This is a genomic window from Streptomyces pimonensis, assembly GCF_041380215.1.
In the GTDB taxonomy this organism is placed as follows: domain Bacteria; phylum Actinomycetota; class Actinomycetes; order Streptomycetales; family Streptomycetaceae; genus Streptomyces; species Streptomyces pimonensis.
The window spans coordinates 15,721-40,434 of the sequence record NZ_JAHWZY010000021.1; the positions used below are offsets into that span (position 1 = coordinate 15,721).

Below are 24,714 nucleotides of genomic sequence, written 5' to 3' on the forward strand. Positions count from 1 at the left end.
GCCCGATCAGCCGATCGCTGTCGCGGGCCGCTTGAACATGCGGGTCGCCGTGATCTCGCTGTGCGCCTCCTCGGCCGGATCCTGCTGGGGAAGTCCCGGCCGGAGGTGTTCCTCCACGCTGATGTACTTCAGGCCGGCCCGCAGGTCGGCGTCGTTCCGCAGCCGGATGACCAGCGGGAACTCCGCGAGAGCCGTCGTATCGAACAGACCGGTGGTGTACAGGAGCTGGACGCCGAGCGCGTCGGCGACCGCGCGCTGGAGCTCCAGGAGGTAGGTGGCGTTGGCGCGGCCGATGGGGTTGTCCAGGAACAACGTGCCGGCGTGGCGGTGCTTGTCCCGACCGCGGTCGTTGGAGCGCAGCGCGGCCATCGTGCAGTACAGGGCGATGGCCGCGGTGAGCAGCTGACCGCCGGAGAACACGTCCCCCATCTGACCGACCGGTACGCGTTCGGCCCGCAGTACCGCGTCGGGCTTGAGGATCTCGACGGCGACGCCCTTCGGCTGGAGGGCGGCGGCGACCCCGCGCAGCAGCAGGGACATGCCGTCGCGTCGCATGTCGGAGTTCTTCCTGACGGCCGCCCGGGTCGCCTCGTCGACGACCTCGCCGAGCCTCTCGGTGAGGGTGGCCTGGTCGGGCTCCTCGAAGCGGATGCGCAGGAACTCCTGTCCCGACCACTCGCCGAGGCCTTCCGGCAGCCGGGACAGCCGCTGGGCGGAGCGGAGGGTGGCGAGGGAGGACTCGACCAGACCCCGCAGCCGGTCCACGATCGAGTCGCGGTTGCGCTCCAGCTGCTCCAGCTCGTCGGTGAGGACCCGCAGCCGGGGTGCGAAGGCGTCCGCCCACTTCCGGGCGTGCTCGGGCAGCGCGGAGGCGGGCAGTTCGCGGATCTGCTGGCGCGCGGGGGTGCGGACCTGTTCGTAGCGCGTGGAGTTGGCGTGCCTGACGAGTATGTCGCTCGCCTCGCGCACGGCGGACTCGGCGGCGGACAGGTCGGCGGCGCAGCCCCGCAGCGAGCGTCGGGACTCGGCGGCGGACTGCCGGGCCTCGTCCAGACCGCCCGGGTAGGCATCGGGCTGCTCCTGCTCCTCCTCGGGTGCGTGCTCGCGCAGCAGGTCGCGGAGCATGGCGGCGATCTCGTCGAATCCGCCGGCCGCGTCCTCGGCCGCGCGATGCGCGTCGAGGAGCTCGGCGTGGGCCTCCCGGGCCTGGCTCAAGGCCTCGCTGCGGGAGGCGAGTTCGGTGGCGGCGGTGCGCAGGAGGGCCTGTGCGTGCTCGGCGTCGCGCGGCACCAGTTCCTCGGGGAGTTCGGTGTGGGCCTCGCCGTCCTCGGGCGCGAGTCGTTCGGCCTCGCCGCGCAGCCGTCCGAGCTGCTCGCTCGCGCCGGACATGCGGGTCTCCAGGAGCTGTACCAGTTCCTCGGCCCGGGCGGAGGCGGCCTGCCGACTGGGCCCGTCGGAGCCGTCGGGCGACTGGAGCAGCTGCTCGGCGCGGGTGCGGACCTTGTTGCTGAGCCGGTCCAGTTCGGCTCGGGCGGCGCTCTCGTCGCTCTCCGCGCGGGCCTGTTCGGCGCGCAGATCGGCGTCGACACCGACTTTCTCATACACCTGGGACGCGGCGCGGTAGGCCTCGCGCAGGGCGGGCAGGGACGACTGCGGTGCTCCGGTGCCGTCCTCGGGGACGTCGTCGGGGGCGCCCGCGATCTCGGAACGCTCGGCGCGCAGCGCACGTGCGGTGCGCCGGGCGTCGTCGGCTGCTCGCTGGGCGCCGCGCCGGTCCTCGTCGGCGGCGCGCGCCCGTTCCAGGCAGGCCTGGGCACGGGCCTCCGCCTCGGCCGCGTCGTCGGCGAGTTCACGCAGTCTGGCCTGCCAGCCGGCCCGTTCGCGCAACCGGAAGGCGAGTCCGGCGAGGGCGTCGGCCGCGCGCCGGGCCTTCTGTGCGGCCTCCTGCCGTTCGTCACGGACGCCGACGGCCTCGGCGGCGGCCTCCTCGGCCTCCGCCCTCACGGTGCGCGCCTCGGCCAGCTCCGCCTCGGACTCCTCGGCGAACGCCCGCGCCTGGTGGGCCGCACCGGCCAGTTCGGTGAGCCGCCCGGCGGGACAGCCGGTGCGCCAGGAGGCGAGCCGCGCGAGCAGTTCGCGGTCCTTGGCGAGCCGGGCGGCGAGGGCGCGGATCTCCTCGTCCCGCTCGGTCGCCCGGGCGCGCAGCGCCTGCCGTTCCTCGTCGGCGGCGTGCTCGTCGTGCATGGCCGGGTTCGGCGGTACGAGGAAGACTTCCCCGGTGTCCGCGTCCGGCGCGGGGGTGGGGGCGAGCAGGGCGGCGGCGGTGCCGACGGCGACGGCGGACCGGGGCAGCAGGGCGGCGTCGCTCAGTGCCTCGCGGGCGCGGAGGTGGGAGTCCGGGTCGGTGATGACGACGCCGTCGACCAGCTCGGGGCGGGCGGCCAGCACGCGCGCGTGGTCCGCCGGGTCGACGGCCTGGGCGAGGTAGCGCCACCCCGGGAGCGCCGGGATGCCGTGCTCGCCGAGGAATTCGACCGTCGCCAGCACGTCCGGGCCGGGCGGCAGCAGCCCGCCGTCGCCGAGGGCGCCGAGGATGCGGGCGTCGTCCGCGGCGGCGGTCCGCAGGTCGAACAGCTGCCGCTCGGCGAAGGAGACGGCGTCGTCGAGCAGTTCCCGCAGTTCGTCGGCGAAGCGGTCGAGCTCCTCGGCGGTCAGGGCACCCTCGTCGAGGGGAGGACCGGCGTCGGAACGCCCCGTCGCCCGGTCGGCGTCCGCGCGCCGGTCCGGCACACCGGTCCGCCGCCCGCCGGGGGCTCCCGGAAGGCTCAGCAGTTCCGTCAGCCGCTGTTCGGCGGCGAGGGCCTCGGCCGTGCGGCGCTCGCCCTCATGGGCGCGCTCGGCCGCCGTGGCCGCGTCCGCCGCGCGGGCCGCGGTGAGTTCCGCGCGACTCTCGGCGGCGGCCGCCTCCCGCGCGTGGTCGGTGGCCCGGCGGGCCGCCTCTCGGGCGGTTTCCCAGGCGGCGACCGCCGTCTTCTCGGCGTCACTGGCCGCGAGGGCGGCCCTGGCGGGATCGGCGTCCGGGGCGCTGTCGTCGAGCCAGCCGGCCCGCACGGCCTCGGCGGTCTCCTGCTCCACCTCGGTGAGCCGCTGCCGCAGGTGCCCGACCTCGCTGCGGGCCCGCTGCGCCTCGGTGGCTGCGACGGTGGAGTCGCGGTAGGCGCCGTCGCTGACCTCCTGGAGGGCGGCGGACCGCTCCTCCTCCTCGTTGGCGAGGTCCTCGGCGTTCTGCGCGGCCGCGTGCAGGGCGCGCACCAGGTCGACGGCTGCCTCGGCGCGCGCGGCCAGCGCGGGGGCCGCATCCCGCTCGGCCTCCTGGATCGCGGCGGAGACACGGACGACGCGGTCGGCGGCGGCGCGGTGCCGCAGCACGGCCTCGGCGGCCTGCCAGGCCGAGTACAGGGTGCGCGCGTCGGCGAGTTCCCGTTTCTGGGCGGCGGCGGCCTTCTCGGCGGCGGCGAGCGCCAGGGAGGCGTGCCGGTAGGCGAGTTCGGCGGAGATCAGTGCACTGTGCTCGCGTGCCGACTCGGCGTGGGTGACGGCGTACGCGGCGGCGGTGACCCGCCCGGCCAGGTCGGCCGCGCGGACCCGTTCCCGGGCGCCGCGCGCGGAGAGCCTGCGGGCCAGAGTGCGGGTGCGGCGCTCGGCGGCGGTGTGGACCTCCCGCGCGCGGGTGCGGGCCTCGGCGGCCTCGACGATCCGGCCCAGCAGGTCGACGGACCCGGCGGTGAAGTCCCGTTCGGCGATCAGCTCGGCGCGCCGGCCCAGCTTGTTGCCGAACCCGCTGACCAGGTCGGCGAGTCCGTCGGTGTCCCGGGTGTCGGTGACGGCGCGCAGCAGCAGGTCGGTGAAGTCGGAGTCCTTCTTGACCGCGAAGAGGCCGGCGGCCTCGCCCTCGTCGGCGTTCATCTCCCGCTGGTAGCGGAAGAGTTCGGGATCGAGCCCCAGATCGCCGAGGTGTTCGGTCCAGCGCTCGTGGGTCTCCTCCCAGTGTGCTTCCAGGTGCGGGTAGTTCTTGCCGGCCTCCATGAAGGCGTCCCGGAAGCCCTTCATGGTGCGACGCCGTCCCCGCGCGCCCGACTGGCCCTCGGCGGGCGGCCGTACGGCCGTGGACTCGGCGACGGGGAGGCTGTCCAGACCGAGACCGGGGCCGGGCCGGAAGGAGTACCAGGCCTCGGCGAACTTCCTCGGGTCGTTGGACACCTGACGGCCCCGCCACTCGCTGACCTTGCCGACGACCACGCACTCGCCGGTCTGCACGTGCTGCCACTCCAGCGCCACGTGGCCGCAGTCGTCGGCGAGCAGGAACTTGCGCAGCACACCGGAGCTGGCGCCGCCGAGGGTGTTGCGGTGGCCCGGGAGCATCACGGAAAAGATCAGCTTCAGCAGGACCGACTTGCCGCCGCCGTTCTCCAGGAAGAGCACCCCGGCGGGGGCGGGCCGGCGCGGCGGGCCGACGGGCTCCTCCTCGAAGAACTCCGCCTGCGTCGGCGCGGGGTCCGGCACGACCCCGCCGACACCGCGCAGGTCGAGCACGGTGTCGGCGTAGCGTGCACCGGCCGGTCCGATGGAGTAGAGGCGGACCCGGGACAGCTCGTACATGGCGGACTCTCGTGAGGCTTCGTGAGGCGGGGTTCAGGCGGAGTGGAACGGCAGGCCGGCGTCGGCGACCGGTTCCAGGTCGTCGCCGTCCTCGGGCGGCAGCAGGGTGGGCGTGCCGTCGGTGACCGGGACGACGCCCAGTTCCAGGAGTTCGGCCATGGCGGCGCCGCCCGCCATGTCACGGACCTGGAGCTGGTAGCGGGCGGTGGTGCGGTACGTGCCGCCGTTGTCGTCGCCGGTGCGCTGCAGGAAGCCGGAGTCGGTGAGGAAGCCGACGGCCTTGGCGACGATGCCGGTGGTCGATCCCGGGAGCCGGCGTGCGTCCTTGGTGGCGCCGGTCGAGCTGCGTCTGGCCCAGATCCGCCAGGCGGCCTCCAGACCGGGGGCGTCACTGGCCGGGTCGGTGTTCTCGCCCTGCTGCGCGGCCCGCTCCTCCAGCCGGTGGCAGGCCTGGCGGACGAAGGCGTCGACGCCGTTGACCGTGACGCGCCCGATGTAGCCGTCGTCGGCGAGGTCCTCGGGGCGCGGGAAGGCCATGGTGGCGACGGCGAGGTGGGCGAGCCCGTGCAGGAACCGGTCGCCGCCGTCGGCGGAGGTGCGACGCGCGTAGTCGCCCATGCGGACGGCGAAGACGGAGTCCTCGGCGGCAGTGACCGCCATGCCGGCGCGCGGGGACACCTCCAGCACGATCAGTCCGAGGCCGGTGGCCACGGCGTCGGCGAGCCGTGCGAACGGCGGGTCCTCGCGGTAGCGGCGCAGCAGGTCGGCGTACTCCTGGTCCCGGGCGGGCTGGAGCTTGGGCTGGAGGCCGAAGGCGACGAGCCGCGCGGCGTCGGCGGCGTCGGCGGGGGTGACGGCGGCGCTCGCCGGTGCGGCCACGGCCTCCGGCTCGCTCCACTCGACGTGCTCGGTCACGGTCGGGACTCCTTGCTCTGGGACACCTCGGTGCGGACTGCTTCCCCCGTCATGCCGCCTCCGACCGGTCGGCGGCCATCCCCGCCGCGTCCAGCAGGGCGGTGCCGACGATGAGGTCGGCACCGCCGAACTCGGGATCGTCGAGGTCCGTTCCGTCGTCCACGGCGAACAGCAGCTTCCTTTCGCCCTGGCGGTAGGCGGTGCCGACCGGAGGACTCGCGGCGTGGATGGCCAGCAGGGCGACCAGATAGGGCAGTTCGGGGTCCCGTCGGCGGGCGTCGGCGAGCAGTCCGGACAGCCGGCGCGGTGCGTCGGCCGGCAGGTCCAGCAGCTCCGTGGCGGCCGCCAGCTGCTCCTCGCTGAAACGGCTGTCGTCGGGCGTGGCGATCAGGTCGGGCTCGGGCATCTCGGCGCCGAGGTGTTCCCGCTCCACGGGTGGTGTCAGCAGGATCCCGACGAGGTCGGCGACCCGGACGGAGACCGTGGTGCGCAGTCCGGTGCCGTGGGCGAAGAAGGCGTCGGTGACCCGGGCCGCCCGCTCCACGGGCAGCGGCAGCAGGGGCGCGAGGAGGTGACCGTAGAGATCGGTGCCCGAGGCCGACGCGGGGGTGGCGAAGGCCTGCCGGTCCTGTTCGGCGCGGAACAGCGGGCCGGCCTCCAGCAGCCGGGACTGCAGCTGGGTGTGGCGCCGGATGCAGTCCTTGACGATGTCCACCAGCTCGGCCGCCCGGCGCTTGTGCTCGGGGTCCTCGGACTCGTCACGGGCCTTGCGGATGTTGGTGAGGATCGCGTTCTCGTGGCGGTAGCGGTCCGCCACGTGGTCGAGGGCCTCGGCGATCATGTCGGGCACGGCGCTCAGCCAGTCCACCGCGCGGACGTTGCGGCGGGTGGCGTCCAGGGCCCGGCGCAGGGTCTCGGAGTACTGCACGGTCCGGTAGCGGGCCTGCTCGGCGGCGAGCTGTGCGTCGGCGAGCCTGCCGCGGCTGATCAGCACCTCCAGCTTGACCTCGGCGGCGATCTGCGCGCTGGTGACGTCGGTGTCCAGGGCGCCGACCAGGACGTTGACCGCCTCGTCGGTGGTCCGCAGGTACACCGTGCCACCGGGGCCGGGGACCTCCTCGATCAGCTTGAAGTCGTAGTCACGGCGCACGTAGGTGCCGTCCGCCCCGAACACGCCGTACACCGCGCGGAAGCCCCGGTCGACGCTGCCGACGTTGATCAGGTTCTCCAGGACCCAGCGGGCCACCCGCTCGTGCTCGGCGGCGGGGCGGCCCGGGGCCTGGGCGGCGATGCGCGGGAGGAGCCGGGCGACTATCTGGTCGTGGTCCGCGCCCGTGTCGAAGTCCATGTTCAGGGTGACGAGGTCGATGCCCGCGAGGGCGATCTCCGCCATGCCGTACACCGAGTACTCGCCGGCGAGGTTGGCCTTGCGTGCGTCGAGGTCGTGCAGCGGCGCGGTGCACGCGAGCGCGCGCAGCCGCCGCGCCAGCCCTTCGTCGGCGGCCGGGCCCGGTGCCGGCCGCGGTCCCGCGCCGAGCTGGGGCGGAACGCTGTCCGTCGATGCAGGCGAAGTCACGGTGCACAGACTAGGTCCTCGGTCTGACAACAGCCCAAACGACCGGGTTGTGTCCCGGCGCGACGGTCGTCACACCGTCGGCCGACCGTCCTGGCCGTCCTCGCCGACGCGCCGCCGGTACACCTCGGCGACCCGTTCCAGCGAGCCCTCGAGGCAGGCCGCCAGCAGCACCTCGGCCTTGTCCCGGTTCCCGTCCCGCAAGGCCTGGAGAATCCCGGGATTGCGGGCGATGTACGGTTCGTGCAGCCGCTGCGGCTCGTCCACGACGTGGAAGGCGGGCCGCAGTTCGGCGAAGACACCGCGCATCAGCTCGTCCGTGCGCTCGCCGGCGGCGAGCGCCACCAGTTCCCGGTGGAAGCGGGTATTGGCCGTACCCACGCCTTTCCAGTCGCCTTCGCGCGCCGCCGTGCGCCCCTGCTCCACCGCCTCGGCGAGCGCGTCGAGCACGTAGGGCGGGTCACCGGGCCCGCGCGCGACGGCGCACTCGACGAGCCGGCGGATGCGGTAGACGTCCTCGACGGTCAGCACCCGGACGAACACGCCCCGGTTCAGTTCGTGGACGAGCAGCCGTTCGTGCGCGAGCAGTCGGAACGCCCCGCGCAGCGTGTTGCGGAAGACGCCGAGCGCGCCGCCGGTACTGTCCTCCGACAGCCGCGTGCCGGGCGGGAAGCAGCCCTTCTTCCCCACCGCGGTCGGCTTCCTCGCCGACGGCTGGGGCGTGGGCGGGGCGCTGGTCCTCGGCGCGATCGGCTACGGCATCGCGGCGCCGGCTCTGCCGGGGCTGCCGAAGACGCGCGGGAAGGAACTGGAGTGATGCCCCACACCGACGGCCCTGTGCCGACCGTCGCGGACGACCGCCCCGTGGCACCGGCCGACGAGCACGCGCGTGCGTGGAGCCCCCGTGCGGCGCGCTCCCGCTTCCGGGAGGGCCTGACGGGTCCCACGGCCGGTGTGGCCGCGGGGCACACACAGGCCGATCTGATCTCGGTGCCCGCCGACTGGGCGTACGACATGCTGCTGTTCTGCCGACGCGGCCCCAGGCCCTGTCCGGTCCTGGACGTCACCGACGCCGGATCCACGACCACCGTCCTCGCCGCGGACGCGGACCTGCGCACCGATCTGCCGCGCTACCGCGTGCGGGAGCACGGCGAGCCGGTGGACGAGCCGACGGACGTGCGGGCGCACCGGCGCGGTGATCCGGTGTCGTTCCTGATCGGCCGCAGCTTCACGTTCGAGTGGGCGCTGACGGCGGCGGACGTTCCGGTCCGGCACGTCGAGCAGGTCCGCAACGTTCCCATGTACGTGACGAGCCGGCAGTGCCGTCCGGCGGGGCGGCTGCGCGGGCCGATGGTGGTGTCCATGCGGCCGGTGCCGCCAAAGCACCTCTCCGCGGCGATCCGGAAGAGCAGCCTGCTGCCGGCGGTGCACGGCGGACCCGTGCACCGCGGCGCCCCCTCCGGGCTGGGCGTCGACGACCTCGGCCGCCCGGACTTCGACGACCCGGTGGACCTAGAGCCGGGCGACATCCCGGTGTTCCGGGCCTGCGGGGTGACCCCGCAGGCCGCGGTCACGGCCTCCCGTCCGCAGTTCGCCCCCACGCACGCACCGGGGCAGATGTTCCTCGGCGACGCCCGAGACGAGCAGTTCCGCGTGGCCTGACCGCCCTGTGCGACACGAGACAGGAGAGACGAAGGACCCATGACCTCGATCGATCTGAACGCCGACCTCGGCGAGGGGTTCGGCCGCTGGCAGCTCACCGACGACGAGCGGCTGCTGTCCGTGGTGACCAGCGCCAACGTGGCGTGCGGTTTCCACGCCGGGGACGCGTCCACCATGCGCCGGGTGTGCGAGCTCGCGGCCGGGCGCGGGGTGCGGATCGGCGCCCAGGTCTCCTACCGGGACCTGGCCGGGTTCGGGCGGCGCGCGATGGACGTGCCACCCGCCGAACTGGCGGCCGAGGTCGCCTACCAGATCGGCGCCCTGGAGGTGTTCGCCCGCGCGGCGGGCTCCCGCGTGGCGTACGTCAAACCGCACGGGGCGCTGTACAACCGGGTGGTGCGCGACGAGGAGCAGGCCGGCGCGGTCGTCGACGGGGTGCTCCTGGCGGACGCCACGCTGCCCGTGCTGGGCCTGCCCGGCTCCCGGCTGCTGGAACTGGCCGGAAGGGCGGGCCTGCCGGTGGTCACGGAGGCGTTCGCCGACCGGGCGTACACCGACGGGGGCGCGCTGGTGCCACGCCGTCAGGAGGGCGCCGTGGTCACCGACCCGGAGTCGGTGGTGGCCCGCTCGGTGGACCTGGCCCGCCACGGGGAGGTCGAAGCCCACTCGGGACGGCGCATCGAGGTACGGGCGCGTTCCCTGTGCCTGCACGGTGACACGCCCGACGCGGTGGGCCTGGCGCGACGGGTGCGTGACGCGCTGGAGGCGTCCGGGATCCGGGTGGAGGCCTTCGTATGAGAGTGCTGCCCGTCGGCGTGGACGCCCTGCTCGTCGAGGTCTCCTCGGGCGACGAGGCCCAGGCCCTCCACGCGGAGCTGCTGCGGCGCCGCGCGGAGGGCTCGCTGCCGGTCGGCGAGATCGTCCCGGCGGCGCGCACGGTGCTGCTCGACGGCCTGTCCGATCCGTCCCGGCTGGCCGCCGAGCTGACCTCCCTCGAGCTGCCGCCCGTACCCCCGCGCACGCGGGAGACGGTCGAGATCCCGGTGCGCTACGACGGTCCGGACCTCGCGGACGTCGCCGCGCACTGGGGCGTCTGCGCGCGGGAGGCGGTCCGTGTCCACGCGGGCACCGAGTTCCGCGTCGCCTTCTGCGGATTCGCGCCCGGCTTCGGCTACCTCACCGGTCTGCCCGCGCGCTACGACGTGCCCCGCCGGTCCACTCCGCGCACCGCCGTCCCGGCCGGCTCGGTGGCGCTGGCGGGGCCCTACACCGGCGTGTACCCGCGGTCCTCGCCGGGCGGCTGGCAGCTGATCGGTACGACCGACCTCGTGCTGTGGGACCACACGCGCGTGCCCGCGGCGTTGCTCTCCCCCGGCACGCGGGTGCGCTTCGTCCCGGTGACCGTGACGGGACCGGCGGCATGACGGACCGTACGCTCACCGTCGTACGCGCGGGAGCCCTCACCACCGTGCAGGACCGGGGCCGCCCGGGGCACGCCCACCTCGGAGTGCCCCGCTCCGGGGCGCTGGACGGGCCCGCGGCGGCGCTCGCCAACCGACTGGCCGGCAACCCGCCGGAGGCGGCCGTCCTGGAGACGACTCTCGACGGCTGCTCCCTGCGGCCCCGTTCGACGGTCACCGCGGCGGTCACCGGGGCGCCCTGCCCGGTCGCCGTGGACGGCCGGCCGGCCGCCTGGGGGGCGCCGGTACGCGTGCGTGCCGGGTCCGTGCTGGACGTCGGCGCGGCGGTCCGCGGCGTACGCTCCTACGTGGCCGTCTCCGGGGGGATCGCCGTCGAACCGGTGCTCGGCAGCCGTTCCACGGACCTGCTCTCCGGTCTCGGCCCGGCCCCCCTCACGGACCGCACCGTGCTCCCCCTCGGGCCTGCGCGGGAGGGCCACGCACGCGTGGACGTCGTCCCGCAGCCGGCGCCCCCGGACGAGCTCGTGCTGCGGGTGACGCCGGGCCCGCGCGACGACTGGTTCGTCCCGGGCGCCGTACGGCTCCTCACGTCCCGCGCGTACCACGTGTCGCCGGCGAGCAACCGCATCGGACTGCGCACGGCCGGGCCGGCCCTGGAGCGGGTCCGACGGGACGAACTCCCCAGCGAGGGCATGGTGCTGGGCGCGGTCCAGGTGCCGCCCGACGGCACGCCGGTGGTCTTCCTGGCCGACCACCCGACCACCGGGGGCTACCCGGTGATCGCGGTCGTCCACCCCGTCGACCTCCCGGCCGCCGCGCAGGCACGCCCCGGCACGCCGGTCCGCTTCGTCGCCGTACGCCGTCGGCGCTCCTAGGCGGCGTCGGGGCGTTGTTCCCCCGCCGAGCATGCGGCCAGGGCCGCCGAGACGGCGGCGGAGGTGCGCAGGTCCAGACGGAGGCCGGTGCCCCGAGCGTGGTGGCGCATGTCGTCGACGGCCAGGGAGAGCAGTTGCGGCAGCAGGTCGGTGCACCGGCGGGCCACCCAGCCGGTGCCGGCCGTGGCCAGCCACCACAGGCTCGCCCACCTGGTGGGCGCCGGGGAGTCCGGCTCGGACGACGGAGCGGGCCCGGTCGCGAGACCGTGTCCCGCCAGCAGCGCGTGGAAGCGCAGGGCCAGCTGGCGGTGCCCCGGCTCACCGGGGTGCAGCCGGTCCGCGCTCCACATCGCGCGGTCGGTGGTCCAGTCGCCCTCACAGGCGTGCAGGTGCACCGCGCCGTACCGGTCGGACAGGGCGTGGACCACGGTGTTCACCGCCCGTTGCCGCCGGGCGAGCGGGCGGGCCAGCGCCCCCGGCAGTCCCAGCATTCCGCCGGGGTCGGGCAGGCACGCGGTCAGCAGCACGGCGCCCTGGCCGGTGCAGGCGGCGTAGACCCGGTCCAGCCGTGCCACCACGTCACGGATGTCGAAGGTGCGGCGCAGGGTGTCGTTGACGCCGACGAGGACGGAGACGAGGTCGGGCCGCAGCTCCAGTGCGGCGGGCAACTGCCGCTCGAGCACGTCGCGCGTCTGTGCCCCGCTCACCGCGAGGTTGGTGAACCGCACGGGCCCGGCGTCCAGCGACGGCGCGAGCAGTGCGGCCCAGCCGCGCCATCCGCCGCCGGTCCGGTCCCCGACCCCCTCGGTCAGTGAGTCCCCGAGGGCCACGAACCGCAGCGGTCTCACGAGAGTCCCCGGGACCCGGCCGACCGTACCGGAGGAACAGCCCCGCCCGCCGCCTCCGGCACCGTCACCGGCGCGTCGTGCGCCGCGAGGAACGCCCTCACCGCCGTCCCCCATCCGAAACGCTCCGCACGTGCGCGTGCCGCCTCGCGCCGGTCAGGCTCCGCACGCTCCAGCAGCAGCTCGACGGCGTCCGCGAAGGCGTCCCCGCGGTTCTCGGCGACCGCGCCCGCCGTGCCGATCACCTCCGGAAGCGCCGAGGACGCGCTCACCACCACCGGTGTGCCGCACGCCAACGCCTCCAGCGCGGCGAGCCCGAAGGTCTCGGCGGGCCCCGGTGCCAGACACACGTCGGCGGACGCCTGGAGCGCGCCCAGCCTCCTCCGGTCGCGGACGTGTCCCAGGAAGGCGACCGGCAGCCCGCGCTGCCGCGCGCTCTGTTCCAGCCGTCCCCGCAGCGGGCCGTCCCCGGCGACGACCAGCACCGTCCGCCGCCCGCGCCGCAGCATCGCCTCCAGCGCGTCCAGCGCGGTCCCCGGCCGTTTCTCCGGGGACAGCCTGGAGCACATCACCAGCAGCGTCTCCGGCAGACGCGCGTACCGGGCGCGCAGTACCGGGTCGCGCAGTGCGGGGTGTCGTTCCGCCAGATCGACGCCCAGCGGGGCCCGTACGACGTTGCGGGCCCCGATGCGCACGAACTCCCGCTCGGCGAACTCGGTGGTGCACACCACGCGCGCGTACGTGTGCGCGGTACGGATGTTGAGGGCGTCCGCGGTGCGCCGGGCGGCCCGCTCCGGCAGTCCCCAGGCACGCAGCACCCCGTCTGCGGTCTCGTGGGAGACCATGACCGCCGGGACGCGGGCCCGCCGGGCCCATCGGCCGGTCCAGCGCAGGGTCGTGCGGTCGGACACCTCGAGCCGGTCGGGGGCCAGGTCCTGGAGCAGGTCGGCGATCCGGCGCCTGTCGGCGAGGACGCGGTAGCCGCCGGTACCGGGCAGCAGCGGGCCGGGGAGGGTGATCACCCTCCCCTGCTCGGTCTCGTGGTCGCTCTCCCGCTCACCGGGGACGACGAGCACGGGCCGGTGCCCCGCCCTCAGGTAGCCCCTGCCGAGTTCCCGCAGCGCGGTGCGCAGTCCTCCGGACGCGGGCGCCACGAAGTTCGCCAGCCGCACGATCCGCAGTGATCCGTTCATGCCGCCACCGCCGTCCTGGGTCCGGCGAGCACATCGGCGTAGTACCCGATGAGCCGGTCGCCGACGGCCGCCCAGGTGCGTCCCTCGACCGCCGCGCGCCCGGCCGCGCCGTACGCGGCCCGCAGGGCGGGGTCGGCGGCCATGGAGCACACCGCGTCGCGTACGGCGGCGGCGTCGCGCGGCGGGACGAGCAGCCCGGTGCGGCCGTGCGCGACCAGGTCCAGCGGGCCTCCCACCGCGGGCGCGACCACGGGCACCCCGCTCGCCATCGCCTCCTGCACGGTCTGGCAGAACGTCTCGAACGGTCCGGTGTGCACGAAGACGTCCAGCGAGGCGAAGATCCGCGCGAGGTCCTCGCCCGTGCGGCGGCCGAGGAAGGCCGCGCCGGGCAGCGCCTGCTCCAGCGCCGGCCGGCTGGGCCCGTCACCGGCGACCACGACCCGCACGCCGGGCAACGTGCAGACCCCCGACAGCAGTTCGACCCGCTTCTCCGGGGCGAGCCGCCCGACGTAGCCGACGACGAGCTCGCCGTTCGGGGCGAGGGCGCGGCGCAGTGCCTCGTCGCGGAGGCCGGGCCGGAAGCGGACGGTGTCCACACCGCGCGGCCACAGCCGGACCCGGGGCACGCCGTGCGCCTCCAGGTCCCGCAGGGCGGCGCCGGACGGGGCCAGGGTGAGGTCGGCGGCCTTGTGCACGGAGCGGATGCGCCGCCAGGCCACCGCCTCACCGGCGCCCATGTACGTACGGGCGTATCCGGCGAGGTCGGTCTGGTAGACGGCGACGGCGGGCAGGCCCAGACGGGCGGCGGCCGCCATGCCGCGCACGCCGAGGACGAAGGGGCTGGCCAGATGGACGACGTCGGCCCGGTGTTCGGCGATCGCGGCGGCCAGGCGCCTGCTGGGGAGGGCGACGCGGACCTGGGGGTAGCCGGGCAGCGGAAGGGAGGGGACGCGGACGACGGGGCAGGGCGCCCCGCCGTCGGGATCGTCGCCCGCGACGACGGGGGCGACGACGAGGGGGGCGTGGCCGCGGTCGACGAGGTATCGGGCGGTCTGGAGCGCGCAGTGGGCCACGCCGTTCACATCGGGGGGGAAGGACTCGGTCACGATGACGACACGCATACCGGTGTTGTCGCCGCGTCGGACGTGGTCACGTCAACGTGGATCTTTCCTGGCGGGGAACGCGCCGTGAGCGTTGCCTCCCTCACCCGCGCGGGTCGGACGATGTCCACGCACATCTGGCCCACGGGTCGTCCGCCGTTCACACCACCCGCGTGGGAGGGGTCACACAGCGGACTCCTCGGGACCGATCCGACTGCGTACGGCGGTCTGCACCTCGGCCTCCTCGGCCGGGTCGGCGGCGAGCCGGCGCAGGCGCTCGACGACCCGTGCGTCCCCGGTCTCGGCGTGCCGGGCGGCGATCTCGCGGGTGGACTCCTCGCAGTCCCACAGGCACTCGACGGCGAACCCGGTGCCGTACGAGGGGTCGGTCGCGGCGAGGGCGCGGGCGGCGCGGCCCCGCAGGTGGGACGAGGCGGTCTCACGGTAGACGTGGCGGAGCACGGGGGCGGCGCAGGCGATGCCGAGGCGTCCGGCGCCGTCGACGAGGGTCCACAGAGTGGGCGCGTCGGGGCCCTCGCCCCGTACCGCCTCCCGCAGCGCCGTGAGGACCGGTTCACGGTCCCGGACGCCGCCCCGGCAGGCGAGGACACGGGCGGCGGCGGCGCCGAGCGGGTCGGGCCGGCGGGCCCAGCCGCGCGCCCGGTCGACGGCGGCGGAACTGCGCATGCGTTCGAAGGCGTCGACGGCGGCCTCCACGACGGCCGTCGAGCCGGTGGCCACGGCGCCCTCGATCAGGACGAGGGCGTCGGGATCGTCGCTGTCGGCGAGGTAGCGCAGGGCGGCGCACCGGGCTCCCTCTGCGCCGTCCCGGGCGGCCCGGACGATCTCGGGCCGGTCCTCGGGGCCCGCCACGGCGGCGAGGCAGCGGGCGGCCGGGACGTGGAGTGCGGCACCGCGCTCGACGCCTTGCTGCGCCCACTCGAACACCGCCCGCACGCTCCAGCCGGGACGGGGCCCGGCGGGGCGCATCTGCCGCTGCCAGCGGTCGAAGGAACCGGCCTCCTGGGCGGCGCGCACGCGCGCGGCGACGGACTCGCGGGGGTCGTCGGCCCACAGTCGCCAGGGCCGTGGCTCGAAGGCGTCGCGGACGGTGGCGGCGAGCTCCGCCTCGCCCTCGGTGTCGGTGGCGAACCGCGCGAGGACCGGGGCCGCCAGGGCACGCAGGCCCGCGTCGTCGTCCCGGAGGGCCAGCTCGTCCAGGGCCCAGGCCCAGTTGGCGCCGTGGGCGGCGTACCTGCGCAACAGGTCGAGGGCGTCCCGCCTGCCGTAGGAAGCGAGGTGCCCGAGGACCGCGAGGGCGAGTCCGGTACGGGACTCGTCGGTGTCGAGGACGTCCTCGGGGTCGAAGAGGTGGGCCTCGACCGCGTCCAGTTCGCCGTGCAGATCGAGGTAGAGGCGGGCGTAGTAGAGGGAGCGGTTCTCCACTTGCCAGTCGTGGCGCGGGTCGTGCAGCACACAGTGGTTCAGCGCCGCGAGCGCTTCGGAGCGCGGGGCGGTGAGCGCGTGCAGCGTGCCGTCGCCGCGACCCCGCTGGAGCAGGCCGAGCAGCGTACCGCTGGGCGCTATGACCGGATCGAACATGGGAAACAGCCTCACATCAAGCGTCGGCGCAACCGGGGACCTGCATTACCTGGCCGCGTGACAACACGTCGGGGCGCCCGCCGTTTCCTGCTTGCTGTAGACCATTTCTCTCTGCCTCTCGTCGGTGGCCCGTGCGGGCCGCATCACGGCCCGCGCGGTGCGGCAACACCTGCCCAGCCATCGCGTCCGTGAATCACGTCGTCATGATGACCCGGCGGTCACATCCACCGCGACCGAAATTTCGGCGACCCTGTACCGCCTCCCCCGTTTTCCGTGTCATCGCTGGTCAGAGCGTGTCGCTCAGTGTTCGCCGAACAGCTCGATCAGTTCCGTGCGGGCGAACATCCGAGCCGTGTCGACGGCCGAGGGGGTGCCCGCGGACGGGTCCGCGCCTCCCTCGAGAAGGGCCCGGATCACCTCGGCCTCCCCCTTGAAGACCGCCCCCGCGAGTGGTGTCTGGCCCCGGTCGTTGACGCGGTCGGCGTCGGCGCCGCGCTCCAGCAGCGCGCGCACCGCCTCGGCGTGACCGTGGTACGCGGCGAGCATCACGAGGGAGTCGCCCCGGTCGTTGGTGAGGTCGGCCGGCACGCCCGCGTCGACGTAGGCCACGAGCTCCTCCGTCCGGCCGCGCCGGGCCAGATCGAAGATCTTGGTCGCCAGCTCCACGACCTCGGGGTCGGGGGCTTCGGTCATCGCCGGACCGCCTCTCATCTCATGCGCTTCACGCATCGGGGACAGGACGTACGCCTGCGAGCGGTGCAGAGCCGTACGGGTGAATCGCCAGGGTACTGGCTCGCCGGGCACATGAGCCGTTGCGCCCGAGGTAATGATCACGGCAGACCCGTCCGGACGAAACGCCGAGAAACGACCCAGTTGCACCTTTTATCGTATAGACACATTCTGTGAACCTGGACGCACTCATGGTGACTGTCCCTCGCGAACCAGGAGAACTCACATGATCATCTCGATCTCATGCGTGGTGCTGCTCGGCATCGTCGTCTTCGTCTTCTTCCGCAAGGACGGACTGAAGGCGTCGCACGCCCTGGTGGCGATGCTCTTCGGCTTCTATCTGGCCAGCACCGCCATCGCACCCAGCATCAAGGCGGGCGGCGAAAGCCTGGCCGGCCTTCTGGGCGGATTCAAATTCTGATCCGCCCGACACCACGCACCGCCCGTCCGTACACACCCTCTGGAGACAGCAGTGGCCCGGCGCCCCCTCCCCCGCATCCTGAGCAACGGCGGCGCACAGCTCGCCCGAAGCCGGGAGCTGGCCAGAACGGCGGCCGACAGCGCCACGGACATCCTCCATCCGCTGATCACCATCGTGCGCGGTCTGCGCCGGCTGGCTTCGGCCGGGCGGCGCAGATGGGCCGACACGCCCAAGGACCGGCGCGGCGCGCTGCTCTTCCTGGTGGCCTCGGTCCTGCTGGCCGTGGCGCTCGCGCCGTACGGCCCGCTGCTCGCCGTCGTCACCCTGATGGCGGCGGCGGCCTGGCAGGGCCGGGACCGCGCCCCGTCGGCGCCCGCCGGGCCCGACACCTCGCAGGTCCAGCGCCTGAAGTCGCTCTACGAGGCCCTGGTGCCGTACTTCTCCGCCGCCGAGGACCCCGAACCGCTCTACGCCCACGGCGGCGACTGGGAGAAGGTCTTCTCCGAGTACGAGTTCGACCCCACCGGCCGGATCACGCACCTGGAGATCGGCTACCCCGCCTACTTCACCGACGGTGAGCCGGAGTCGAGGGCGCGGATCGAGCACCTGCTCGGCGCGAAGTCGGGGCGCGGCCGCGAGTACCACTTCGCGTGGGACGAGGAGGCCAACCGGCTCACGGTCCGCGTCCTCGCGCCCCTGCCCACCGACATCGCCGCCCAGCCCTTCGTCACGGCCCCCGGCGAGACGGTCCTCGGCTTCACCGACCCCACCGGGGTGCAGCGGACACTGCCGCTCACCCGTGGCGTCCACGGCGGGGAGCGGCGCGACGTCCCGCCCGTCGTCTGGCGCACCGGCATCCGCTCCACCGAGCCCCATCTGCTCGCGGTCGGCCAGCCGGGCAGCGGCACCTCGACGCTGCTTCGCTCCATCGCCCTGCAGGCCCTCCACCACGGCGACGTGGTGATCGTCGACGGGGGCGGCACCGGCGAGTACGCCTGCCTGGCCGGCCGGGACGGCGTGCTCGCCGTGGAGTGCGGGCTGACGGGGGCGCTGACGAGCCTGGAGTGGGCCGCGCACGAGACGGAACGCCGGGTGATCGCGGCCAACCGCGCGCACCAGGCGGGCGACCCGCCGCCCGAGGACGCCAGGCGTCCCCTGTGGCTGCTGCTGGACCGGCCGAGCACGTTCACGCACCTGGCCGCCGCGGACGGCCGCGAGGATCCTCAGTCGCTGCTCCAGGTTCCGCTGCGGCACGGCCGCCCGGCGAACGTCACCGTGGTGGTCGCCGAGCAGCTCGACAGCCTGGAGGGCCTCAGCGATCCGGTACGGCAGCACACGCGCGCGCGTGTGGTCCTCGGGCCCGCGACGACGGAACAGCTGAGGACCGTGCTGGGGGCGCCGCCGCACACCACACCGCTCGCCCAGGTCCCGCCGGGGCGCGGCTACGCCCGGCTGGGCTCGGGACCGGTCCACCGTCTCCAGGTTCCGGCGACGCCGGACCCGTACGACGACGCGACCAGCGAGGCGGAGCGGGAGGCGGTCCTCGACCTGTTGCCGCCCCGGACGACGCCTGCGGACGAGGAGCCGGAGCGGCTGGAGACCGGCGTGGTGGAGGCCGCGCGCCTCGACAAGGTGACGGTGGGGAAGGCGGTGGCCGACGCCGGGCCCGAGGCGCCGGCGGAGGCACCCTCCGACGCCGTCACCGCCGAGGCGGCGGTGGCGAAGCCCACCGCGTAGCCGACCGCCGGTGCCCAAAGTCCCTGCCGCTGGAGCGGTGCGCCGTGGCACGTGCCGCCGCGCCCGCCCTCCGCCATCGCCCCGGGGCGCCTCCCGGACCCCCGGCGCGCCGGGGAGGCGCGCCAGCCCCGGCCGGGCCGGTGCGGCCTGGACGCGCATCCGGCCGCATCGGTCCTGCCCAGTCGCACTCGTACCCCTGACTAGGCCACGAACGTGCGGGGGGTCTCCGTGCCGGACGTGCCGCCCGTTTCGACGATGCGGGCCGCCGCCGAGAGGCGTACCGCCGCCTCCTCTGCGACGGCGCCGCCCACCGTGAAAGGCAGCCGTACGTAGCCCTCGAACGCTCCGTCGACTCCGAAGCGGGGGCCGGACGGCACGCGTACGCCGACCCGTTCGCCCGCCTCGGCGAGCCGGGAGCCGGAGAGGCCACCGGTGCGCACCCACAGCGTGAGCCCGCCGCGCGGCACCTCGAACTCCCAGTCGGGCAGCTCCCGCCGCACCGCGGCCACCAGTTCGTCCCGGTTCCGCCGGGCCTGGGCACGCCGCACCTCCACCGCCTGTTCCCAGCCGCCGGCGCCGAACAGCCAGTTCACGGCCAGCTGTTCCAGCACGGGTGTGCCCAGATCGGCGTACGCGCGTGCGGCGACGAGGCTGCGGACGACGTCGGGTGCCGCGCGCACCCAGCCGATGCGCATCCCGGCCCAGAAGGCCTTGCTCGCCGAGCCGACCGTGATCACGGTGGACCCGGCCGGGTCGAAGGCGCACACCGGGCGCGGCATCTCCACGTCGGCGTCGAGCCACAGCTCGCTCATCGTCTCGTCGGCGACCAGCACCGTGCCCGCGGAACGCGCCGCGTCCACCAGCCGGCGTCGCTGGTCCTCGTCGGCGAGCGCGCCGGTCGGGTTGTGGAAGTCGGCGACGACGTACGCGATACGGGGCGCCGCCTCGCGCAGCACCTGGCGCCAGCGGTCCAGGTCCCAGCCGGCCAGCCCTTCGGCCATGGCGACGGGGACGAGCCGGGCGCCGGCCTCCCGCATCAGCTGGAGGATGTTGGCGTAGGACGGCGACTCGACGGCGATACGCTCGCCGCGTCCCCCGAAGAGATGACAGATGGCGTCGATGGCGCCCATCGCACCGGTCGTCACCATGATCTGCTCGGGCATGGTCGGGATGCCCCGCGCGGTGTAGCGGTCCGCGATCGTCGAGCGGAGCACGGGCAGCCCGGCGGGATAGTCGCCGTGGGTGTGCGCGTACGGCGGAAGCTCCCCCAGCGCGCCCTGGACGGCCCGGGTGAGCCAGGGCTCGGGTGCGGGCAGCGCGGCGCAGCCGAGGTCGATCATCGAGCCGAGGGCCTCGGGCGGCAACGGTTCCAGTCCCCGCGCGGGCACCGGGTTGCCCGCCGGGACCGCGGTCCAGCTGCCCGCGCCGCGCCGTGACTCCAGGAACCCCTCGGTGCGCAGCGCCTCATAGGCGGCGGCGACGGTGGTGCGGCTGACGGAGAGGGCGAGGGCCAGCTCCCGCTCGGCGGGCAGCCGCGCGGCCACCGGTACGCGCCCCTCCAGCACCAGCAGACGGATGCCGTCGGCGAGCGCACGGTAGGCGGGCGGGCGGCGGGTCCCGGGACCGGCCGGACGGTCCTGCTGGGAGCCGAGCAGCCGGGCGAGCTGTGCCGCCCCCACTGCCGAGGTCCACTGTGCCACAGTAATCAGTCCACCTTTCCCGGATTGGCCATGGATGACATCACCCACCGAGCCACAGGGTGTCATGCGTCGGTCCACTTCCACCACAGGGGGCACGTTTTGGCCAGGTACTCGTCCCGGCACGGGCATCTCGCACGGCGACTGGTCCAGCTGTACGCGGGGCTGGCGCTGTACGGCGCGAGCTCGGCGCTGCTGGTGCGCTCGGGGCTCGGTCTCGAACCGTGGAACGTGCTGCACCAGGGCCTGTCCGAGCGGACGGGGCTGTCGATGGGCGTGGTGCTGACCCTGGTGGGCGCGGCGGTGCTGCTGCTGTGGATCCCGCTGCGCCAGCGGCCGGGAGCGGGCACGGTCTCCAACGTGCTGGTGATCGGCGTGGCGATGGACGCGACCCTGGCCGTGCTGCCCGACGCGCACGCCGTGGCCGCACGCGTACCACTGATGGCGGCGGGCATCGTGCTCAACGGCGCGGCGACCGGGCTGTACATCGCGGCGCGCTTCGGCCCGGGCCCGCGCGACGGGCTGATGACGGGTCTGCACCGGCGCACCGGGGTGTCGGTCCGCCTGGTCCGCACGGCCATGGAGATCACGGTCGTCGTCACCGGCTTCGCCCTCGGCGGCACGGTGGGCGTGGGCACCCTGTTGTACGCGGTGACGATCGGTCCGCTCGCCCAGCTGTTCCTCCGCGTCTTCGCCGTCCCCCCGGCATCCGACGGCAGCACGGTCGTTGCCGCCGGTCAACCACGGCACGCGATACTGCGTCCGTGACCCCGCGGATACGCCACCCCTACCTCGACCATCCCGCCCCGATCGCCTTCGCCCACCGGGGCGGGGCGGCGGACGGTCTGGAGAACACCGTCCGGCAGTTCCGGCGCGCCGTCGAGGCGGGCTACCGGTACATCGAGACCGACGTCCACGCCACGCGCGACGGCCGGCTCGTCGCCTTCCACGACGCGACGCTCGACCGGGTGACGGACGGCGCGGGCCGGATCGCCGACCTGCTGTGGCGGGACGTGGCGCACGCGCGCGTGGCGGGCGGGGAACCGATCCCGCTGTTCGAGGAACTCCTGGAGACCTTCCCCGAGGTGCTCTGGAACGTCGACGTGAAGGCCGAACCGGCCCTCCTGCCGTTCCTGAACCTGGTCGGGCGCACCGGCTCCTGGGACCGGGTCTGCCTCGGCTCGTTCTCCGAGGCCCGTGTGGTGCGCGCCCAGCGGCTGGCCGGCCCGCGACTGGCCACCTCCTACGGCACCCGGGGCGTGCTGAACCTGCGGCTGCGCTCCTGGGGACTGCCGGCCGCGGTGCGCCGGTCGGCAGTCGCCGCCCAGGTCCCCGAGCAGCAGTCGGGCATCCCGGTGGTCGACCACCGGTTCGTACGGGCCGCCCACGCGCACGGCCTGCAGGTGCACGTGTGGACGGTCAACGAGGCCGAGCGGATGCACCGGCTCCTGGACCTCGGAGTGGATGGCATCATGACCGATCGCATCGACACACTGCGCAAGGTCATGGAGGACCGGGGCCTCTGGGTCTGAGACCCCGCCCCCCGGCCGCCTCCGCGCGTTCACGGGGAAGCGAGGGCACGGGTGGGCACCGACACCGTGCGGTCACCGGCGCCGGACGAGGCGGCCGGCCGACGGCGCGAACAGCGCGGCTGGTACTTCTACGACTGGGCGTGCTCCGTGTACTCCACGAGCGTGCTCACCGTGTTCCTCGGCCCCTATCTGACGTCGGTCGCCGAGGCCGCGGCGGACGCGGACGGGTTCGTCCACCCGCTGGGCGTACCGGTGCGCGCGGGGTCCTTCTTCGCCTACTCGGTCTCCCTGTCGGTGGTCCTGGCCGTGCTGGTGATGCCACTGGTGGGCGCCGCCGCCGACCGCACCGGACGCAAGAAGCCGCTGCTCGCGGCCGCCGCCTACACCGGTGCCGCGGCCACTGCGGGCATGTTCTTCCTGGGCGGCGAGCGCTACCTGCTCGGCGGCGCGCTGCTGGTGGTGGCGAACGCGGCACAGTCGGTCGCGATGATGCTCTACAACTCCTACCTCCCCCAGATCGCCCCGCCCGAGGAACGCGACGCGGTCTCCTCGCGCGGGTGGGCCTTCGGATACGCGGCCGGCTCCCTGGTCCTCGTCGCGAACCTCGTCCTCTATACGGGCCACGACGGTTTCGGCGTCTCCGAGGGCATGGCGGTGCGCATCTGCCTGGCGTCGGCCGGTCTGTGGTGGGGCGCCTTCGCGCTGGTGCCGCTGCGCCGGCTGCGCGACCGCCGTGCTCCCGCGCGGGAGGCGGCCCCGCCGGGCTTCCGGCGGCTGGCGGCGACCGTCCGCGACATGCGCCGGCACCCGCTGACGCTGGCGTTCCTGCTGGCGTACCTCGTCTACAACGACGGCATCCAGACGGTGATCACCCAGGCCTCGGTGTACGGCTCGAAGGAACTGGGGCTCGGGCAGTCGACGCTCATCGTGGCCGTGCTGCTGGTCCAGGTGCTGGCGGTGGCGGGCGCACTGGCGCTGGGCAGGCTGGCCCGGCGGTACGGCGCGAAGCGCGCGATCCTCGGCTCCCTGGTCGCCTGGACCCTGACCCTGGCCGCCGGGTACTTCCTGCCCGCCGGCGCCCCCGTGTGGTTCTTCGTCCTGGCGGCCGGCATCGGCCTGGTCCTCGGCGGCAGTCAGGCGCTGTCCCGCTCGCTCTTCTCCCATCTCGTACCGCCCAACAAGGAGGCCGAGTACTTCTCGGCGTACGAGATGAGCGACCGCGGGACGAGTTGGCTCGGGCCGCTGCTGTTCGGCCTCACCTACCAGCTGACGGGCAGCTACCGGGACGCGATCATCTCCCTGGTGGGCTTCTTCGTCCTGGGCTTCGCGCTGCTCGCTCGGGTTCCGGTGCGGCGGGCGATCGCCGAAGCGGGCAACCCGGTTCCCGAACGGATTTAGCGGCGGCCGCGAAAGGGCTGTAGTGTACGCGTTTGGCCTGCCAGGCGTACCGTTACTGCGCGTCAAAGATGCCGAACGCTGAGTCATATCCCTTTGCGGGTGTGACAAACCGGACGCCGGGGGGTACTGCACTGGTTGACAAGGCTGCGGCTACGACGGCGACGTATGACCCGGATCGGGGCTCCGGACGGGAATCTTCACCGCCGCCCGGACGTTGACCGGATGACGACGACAGCGACACCTGTCCTGTGGGCGACAAGCCCGGGAGGCACGATTCATGAGTGAGCGAGCTCTTCGCGGCACGCGCCTCGTGGTGACCAGCTACGAGACGGACCGCGGCATCGACCTGGCCCCACGCCAGGCCGTGGAGTACGCATGCGAGAAGGGGCACCGCTTCGAGATGCCCTTCTCGGTCGAGGCGGAGATCCCGCCGGAGTGGGAGTGCAAGGTCTGCGGTGCCCAGGCACTCCTGGTGGACGGCAACGGCCCTGAGGAGAAGAAGGCCAAGCCCGCACGTACGCACTGGGACATGCTGATGGAGCGGCGCACCCGAGAGGAACTCGAAGAGGTCCTCGAGGAGCGTCTCGCCGTTCTGCGTTCCGGTGCGATGAATATCGCGGTCCACCCCAGGGACAGCCGAAAGTCGGCTTGATCCCTCCGGGGGCCTGGGCGAAGCCACACGCACAGCAGACGGGACCGCGGGCGCCGTACATGATGTACGGCGCCCGCGGTCCCGTCTGCTGGTGGCGGCCCCGGCCGCCCTCAGCGGGACAGCGGTGGGCGCGGCTCCTGTGAGGTGTTCCCCGGAGCGCTCCCGGGCTCGTCCCGGATGACCTCTCCCTGGACGACCTTGCCGTCGGGCCGGTGGATACGGGCCTGCTGGAAGGCGTCCCCGAGGGAGCCCCCCGTGGCTTCGCGGAGCTTGCGGTCGAAGGTGCGCTCGGCGTAACGGCTCACGGCCTTCTGCACCGGCGGCACCAGCAGGAGCAGTCCCACCGCGTCCGAGATCACACCGGGGACGATCAGCAGCAGGCCACCCAGCATCGTCAGGCCGTTGCCCTCGCTGTTCGGCCGGGTTTCGGACAGCACCCCGGCCTGCTGCTGTTGCAGCGTCTCGGTCAGGTTCTTGAAGGCCCGCCGGCCGGCCCGCTTGATGACGACCGAACCGAGGACGACGCCGGTCACCAGGACCAGGAGGACCACCAGCCCGTTCGACGCCCCGGCGACCATGGCGAGCAGCCAGATCTCCAGCACGAGCCATGCGACGACGCCCAGCGGCAGGAAGGTGCGCAGCCGGGAGCGCCGGGGTCGGGCGGGATACGGGGTCTGAGCGCCAGTCGTCATGCCCCTAGTGT

General features: G+C 74.3%; 21 protein-coding genes and 1 pseudogene. 11 read left to right on the plus strand and 11 right to left on the minus strand.

The window, feature by feature from the left end:
* Positions 1–6: 6 nt before the first annotated feature.
* From KYY02_RS21110 to KYY02_RS21125, 4 genes are all read right to left on the minus strand, one after another.
* Complete coding sequence (locus KYY02_RS21110) at positions 7–4,659, minus strand: hypothetical protein (RefSeq protein ID WP_371240141.1); 4,653 nt, start codon at positions 4,657–4,659, stop codon at positions 7–9.
* Positions 4,660–4,692: 33 nt separating this feature from the next.
* A complete protein-coding gene (locus tag KYY02_RS21115) occupies positions 4,693–5,574 on the minus strand; it encodes a hypothetical protein (protein WP_371240143.1) in 882 nt (293 codons plus the stop codon).
* A gap of 49 nt (positions 5,575–5,623) precedes the next feature.
* On the minus strand, positions 5,624–7,150 hold the full coding sequence (locus tag KYY02_RS21120) for a hypothetical protein (RefSeq protein WP_371240145.1): 1,527 nt from the start codon (positions 7,148–7,150) through the stop codon (positions 5,624–5,626).
* 69 nt (positions 7,151–7,219) lie between these two features.
* A complete protein-coding gene (locus tag KYY02_RS21125) occupies positions 7,220–7,837 on the minus strand; it encodes a GntR family transcriptional regulator (protein ID WP_371240147.1) in 618 nt (205 codons plus the stop codon).
* Between KYY02_RS21125 and KYY02_RS21130 the strand changes: the two are divergent.
* The 5 genes and pseudogenes from KYY02_RS21130 to KYY02_RS21150 all read left to right on the plus strand — a co-directional run.
* A pseudogene (locus tag KYY02_RS21130) lies at positions 7,830–7,964 on the plus strand (MFS transporter); the annotation flags it as partial. The gene KYY02_RS21125 and the pseudogene KYY02_RS21130 sit on opposite strands and share 8 nt — an antisense overlap.
* The gene (locus KYY02_RS21135; protein WP_371240149.1) at positions 7,964–8,809 is read left to right on the plus strand and encodes a putative hydro-lyase; all 846 of its coding nucleotides are present in this window, start codon (positions 7,964–7,966) and stop codon (positions 8,807–8,809) included. The pseudogene KYY02_RS21130 and the gene KYY02_RS21135, both read left to right, overlap by 1 nt.
* Before the next feature lie 39 nt (positions 8,810–8,848).
* Complete coding sequence (locus tag KYY02_RS21140) at positions 8,849–9,607, plus strand: LamB/YcsF family protein (protein WP_371240151.1); 759 nt, start codon at positions 8,849–8,851, stop codon at positions 9,605–9,607.
* A complete protein-coding gene (locus KYY02_RS21145) occupies positions 9,604–10,233 on the plus strand; it encodes a 5-oxoprolinase subunit B family protein (protein WP_371240153.1) in 630 nt (209 codons plus the stop codon). The genes KYY02_RS21140 and KYY02_RS21145 overlap by 4 nt, the downstream gene beginning before the upstream one ends.
* Complete coding sequence (locus tag KYY02_RS21150; RefSeq protein WP_371240155.1) at positions 10,230–11,105, plus strand: 5-oxoprolinase subunit C family protein; 876 nt, start codon at positions 10,230–10,232, stop codon at positions 11,103–11,105. The genes KYY02_RS21145 and KYY02_RS21150 overlap by 4 nt, the downstream gene beginning before the upstream one ends.
* Here the strand turns inward: KYY02_RS21150 and KYY02_RS21155 are convergent.
* From KYY02_RS21155 to KYY02_RS21175, 5 genes are all read right to left on the minus strand, one after another.
* Positions 11,102–11,953: an SGNH/GDSL hydrolase family protein gene (locus KYY02_RS21155; protein ID WP_371240157.1), complete on the minus strand. Its 852-nt coding sequence runs from the start codon at positions 11,951–11,953 to the stop codon at positions 11,102–11,104. The genes KYY02_RS21150 and KYY02_RS21155 overlap by 4 nt on opposite strands.
* Complete coding sequence (locus KYY02_RS21160; RefSeq protein WP_371240159.1) at positions 11,950–13,143, minus strand: glycosyltransferase; 1,194 nt, start codon at positions 13,141–13,143, stop codon at positions 11,950–11,952. The genes KYY02_RS21155 and KYY02_RS21160 overlap by 4 nt, the downstream gene beginning before the upstream one ends.
* Entirely contained in the window at positions 13,140–14,264 is a 1,125-nt protein-coding gene (locus KYY02_RS21165) for a glycosyltransferase family 4 protein (protein WP_371240161.1), read from the minus strand. The genes KYY02_RS21160 and KYY02_RS21165 overlap by 4 nt, the downstream gene beginning before the upstream one ends.
* Before the next feature lie 162 nt (positions 14,265–14,426).
* Entirely contained in the window at positions 14,427–15,845 is a 1,419-nt protein-coding gene (locus KYY02_RS21170) for a HEAT repeat domain-containing protein (RefSeq protein ID WP_371240163.1), read from the minus strand.
* Positions 15,846–16,145: 300 nt separating this feature from the next.
* On the minus strand, positions 16,146–16,538 hold the full coding sequence (locus KYY02_RS21175; protein WP_371240165.1) for an ankyrin repeat domain-containing protein: 393 nt from the start codon (positions 16,536–16,538) through the stop codon (positions 16,146–16,148).
* A gap of 262 nt (positions 16,539–16,800) precedes the next feature.
* Here KYY02_RS21175 and KYY02_RS21180 point away from each other — a divergent pair, with 262 nt between their 5' ends.
* Positions 16,801–16,995, plus strand: a complete 195-nt coding sequence (locus KYY02_RS21180; protein ID WP_371240167.1) for a hypothetical protein — start codon at positions 16,801–16,803, stop codon at positions 16,993–16,995.
* 51 nt (positions 16,996–17,046) lie between these two features.
* Positions 17,047–18,732 (plus strand): P-loop NTPase family protein, encoded by a 1,686-nt coding sequence (locus KYY02_RS21185; RefSeq protein ID WP_371240169.1) that lies wholly within the window; start codon positions 17,047–17,049, stop codon positions 18,730–18,732.
* 200 nt (positions 18,733–18,932) lie between these two features.
* Here the strand turns inward: KYY02_RS21185 and KYY02_RS21190 are convergent, their stop codons facing one another.
* Complete coding sequence (locus tag KYY02_RS21190) at positions 18,933–20,432, minus strand: SCO1417 family PLP biosynthesis transcription factor (protein ID WP_371240171.1); 1,500 nt, start codon at positions 20,430–20,432, stop codon at positions 18,933–18,935.
* 99 nt (positions 20,433–20,531) lie between these two features.
* On the opposite strand from KYY02_RS21190, the gene yczE reads away from it, so the two are divergent.
* The 4 genes from yczE (at position 20,532) to KYY02_RS21210 (ending at position 24,011) form a co-directional block, all read left to right on the plus strand.
* Entirely contained in the window at positions 20,532–21,197 is a 666-nt protein-coding gene (yczE, locus tag KYY02_RS21195; RefSeq protein WP_442538159.1) for a membrane protein YczE, read from the plus strand.
* Entirely contained in the window at positions 21,194–21,961 is a 768-nt protein-coding gene (locus tag KYY02_RS21200) for a glycerophosphodiester phosphodiesterase family protein (protein WP_371240175.1), read from the plus strand. The genes yczE and KYY02_RS21200 overlap by 4 nt, the downstream gene beginning before the upstream one ends.
* Before the next feature lie 51 nt (positions 21,962–22,012).
* Entirely contained in the window at positions 22,013–23,359 is a 1,347-nt protein-coding gene (locus tag KYY02_RS21205; protein ID WP_371240177.1) for an MFS transporter, read from the plus strand.
* Positions 23,360–23,636: 277 nt separating this feature from the next.
* Complete coding sequence (locus tag KYY02_RS21210) at positions 23,637–24,011, plus strand: RNA polymerase-binding protein RbpA (RefSeq protein ID WP_042173984.1); 375 nt, start codon at positions 23,637–23,639, stop codon at positions 24,009–24,011.
* Positions 24,012–24,121: 110 nt separating this feature from the next.
* On the opposite strand, the gene fxsA is transcribed toward KYY02_RS21210, so the two are convergent.
* Positions 24,122–24,703 (minus strand): FxsA family membrane protein, encoded by a 582-nt coding sequence (gene fxsA / locus KYY02_RS21215; RefSeq protein ID WP_371240180.1) that lies wholly within the window; start codon positions 24,701–24,703, stop codon positions 24,122–24,124.
* Positions 24,704–24,714 lie beyond the last annotated feature (11 nt).